At 40.6% G+C, this 3,148-nt stretch carries 2 pseudogenes; one reads left to right on the forward strand and one right to left on the reverse strand.

Annotated features, from left to right (window positions below):
- Window positions 1-120: 120 nt before the first annotated feature.
- Window positions 121-831: pseudogene (locus F6K53_RS36165) on the forward strand (AAA family ATPase); the annotation flags it as partial.
- Between the two features lie 567 nt (window positions 832-1,398).
- On the opposite strand, the pseudogene F6K53_RS36170 reads toward F6K53_RS36165, so the two are convergent.
- A pseudogene (locus F6K53_RS36170) lies at window positions 1,399-2,854 on the reverse strand (IS5 family transposase).
- Window positions 2,855-3,148 lie beyond the last annotated feature (294 nt).

Genomic DNA, 3,148 nt, shown 5'->3' on the forward strand with positions numbered 1-3,148 from the left:
ACGATCGCGCTGGGTTAGTATAGCTGCCTACCGCGTAATCCCCTACTGAACCAGTAGGGGATTGTCCTCGCGACCCCTGGCACGTTTATGAGTATAGCGTCTTTTTAAAAGAGCCGCACCCAAATCAAAATTCTGTTAGCACTAGGAGAAAACAGTCAAGTCATCATTGACGTTATCCCTGAACTAGAACAAATTATTGGCAAACAGTCTCCTGTGCCAGAACTATCAGCTGGTGCAGCACAAAATCGTTTTAATCGACTGTTCCAGAAATTCATCCAAGTCTTCACTACTGCTGAGCATCCCTTAGTTATTTTCCTAGATGACTTGCAATGGGTGGATTCAGCATCTTTGAAGTTGATGCAGTTGTTGATCAGGGAAACTGATACTCGTTATTTGCTGCTGATTGGAGCCTATCGGGATAACGAAGTCTCTCCAACCCATCCGTTAATGTTAACGTTGGATGAGATTAGCAAAACTGAGGTAAACGTTAATAGTATCACTCTAGCCCCTCTAAAACACTCTGATTTAAATCATCTGATTGCTGATACCCTCAGTTGTTCAGAAGAACTAGCACAACCTCTGACAGAATTGGTATTTCGCAAAACTAAAGGCAATCCTTTCTTTGCCACTCAATTCCTGAAATCCCTTTATGCCGACAATCTGATTAAGTTTAATTTTGAGGTAGGTCATTGGGAGTGTGACATTGCTCAAGTAAGAGCCCTGGCTCTGAGTGATGATGTCGGATAATTTATGGCGCTACATTTGAGGAAGTTGCCAGCAGCGACTCAGGAAGTACTCAAACTGGCTGCTTGTATTGGTAACCAATTTGATCACGCTGTTTCTCAGGTGCAACCCGTGGCGAATTAAATTCGCTGACGGAAAGCGCACCTATAGCGGTCTAGTTTTTTCTGGTGCCTTGGGAAAAAAGATGCCTAGGAAATAAAAAGAAAAAGCGATCGCATATCTCAACCCCCCCTCGCCCCCCAAAATATTACTTTTGGATGGTTTACAAAATCAAGAGTTTGTGTATAAGACAAAATTAGGTTGATTTAGGGTAATTGACAAAGGGTGTATCTCATGTTTAGAAACATACAAGTATTGAAGGCTAAAAAACTTCTATAGTTTCCTGAGTTATAGATTTAAAAATTTATTTTAAATTCAACCATTGACAAATGATTTAATGTGTGTTTTTATGCTTAGGTTAAGGTTGATTAAATTTGATTGTAATTGAGAAAAAAGCAAGTTATTCTCAAAAAGCTTTCAACTTTAAGTAATGTGGGTACGTCTAAGAGCTAATTTGTAAAGTAAATAGGGGTTGCTGAAAAAGTAAGGGAACAGCAACAGAAAGATTAATTGATTATTCAAGCCAGTTGCTCAGATAAGTTTTTCTTGGGATAATCAGCTAAACTCTAAGTTATATTTATGTTTAAGGCCGAAAACAGAAGAGAATTTGTTATCCTCTGAAATCGACCTAAAAAAAGACAAAAAAATGGCCGCAGCCAGGTAGAAATATTCATGACTAAAAAGGTGATAGCAATAGCTGTTTGAGAAGTATTAGAAAGTTTGGTCATCACCCGATTGAGGCGCTTATCTTCTTTTTCCTTGTCCAAATTTACCCTCAATACAGTTACGAACTTTTTCATCGTCAATTGCTTGTTTCTTTGTCTCCTTATTGATATTTTTCGGTGGTCTTCCGTGCGGGAGGTCCACTCATTCTAATTTCTTTGTCTTTGCACCAAGCTCGATTCTCTCTGGTGCGATAAATTTTGTCTACATGGACTGATTCTGGGTAGGAGCCTGTGAAACGTTTAAATTCTTCTATTTGGGCTTTTAAGTCCCCTGATTCATTGAAGTTATCCCAACTAATCCGGTCGATAAATACATAGCCGCTGAAACAAGAAGCTGACAGTTTTGCTCCAAATTCAACGGCTTTCCCCGCTTTCCCCCTGATCATCGGGCGGATATGAGGTTGATTTAAACTTACTATTCTGTCATCAATCCTCTTTTTGTTGTTTGACCACATCCATAACTGTTGGCGGTAAACTACATCTACTCCTAGCAGCATTTTATACCGCTTTTTGCTCAAGCAGTTAAGGTCAGCACCCTTAGCTATCAGTTGCTCAATGTGACCTAAATTTCTTGAGATATATTGGAGCTGTTTTCTAATCGCTTTTCTTCTTTCTTTTCCTAAAGGTCGCCTTTGTTTTGCTACTTTTAAGTAGTCTTTTCTCGCTCTGTTTCGGTAAGTTCTCGGTTTAGTTTTGAATTTATATTTGAGGGGTTCGTAGAGGGAGTCTAGGATTTTTTCGCTTTGTTCTCTGGCTTGGTTTAATAGCCCTAAGTCAGTCGGATAGCTAATGTCGGCAGGGGCACAGGTGGCATCAATAATTAATTTCCCTTGATTTTTTCTCTCACTTAAGTCTTCTTCGACCCTGGGCTGTTCTTCTGATTTAGTCAATTTCCTGAACATTTTTTTGTTTAATTTGTTGACTAAATCAACCCTGATTCTTTTGCGAAAGTGGACGAGCATTGACGCTTCAAATGGAGCTTCGTTGCTATAGGCTGTCATGCCAATAAAGTATTGTAGATAAGGATTTTCCCTGATTTGTTCTACCGTTTCTCTATCACTTGTTCCTAATTTTTCTTTAATTATTAAGGCGACCATTGCCATCCGAAATGCCTTGGCTGGTGCCCCCATCTCCCCTGAGAAGTTTTGAGCATATTCTGGTTCAAATTCTGACCAGGGGATTAAGTTGGCCATGATTACCCAACGATTGTCTGGGGATAGTTTTCCGAGGCAGGGTAGCTCGAAGTTTTCCGGTGGTGTTGGGGGTTGCTCAACTTTACGGTACATTTGTACTACAGACGACCTCGCCAGTGCAAGGATTTTAGATTATTCTAGCAGATTCCAGGGCATCTGAGATACTTTCAAGCCAGGTTAAAGCCTTTGAATCTAAAGGTTTCAGCTTTTTTCAGCAAACCCGAATTAGTGACCGACCAGCATCCGGCTTTTCATCTGCCAAAGGACGCCAGTCTGTGAACGCCTTAGCGCACGCTTCCGTATAGGCAACGATGTCTTCATAGCTACGTTGATCAATCTTGGGAGCTTGCATAAGAAAGTAGGGAGTAGGGAGTAGGGAGTAGGGAG

This window comes from Moorena sp. SIO4A1 (genome assembly GCF_010672065.1).
Lineage (GTDB): Bacteria > Cyanobacteriota > Cyanobacteriia > Cyanobacteriales > Coleofasciculaceae > Moorena.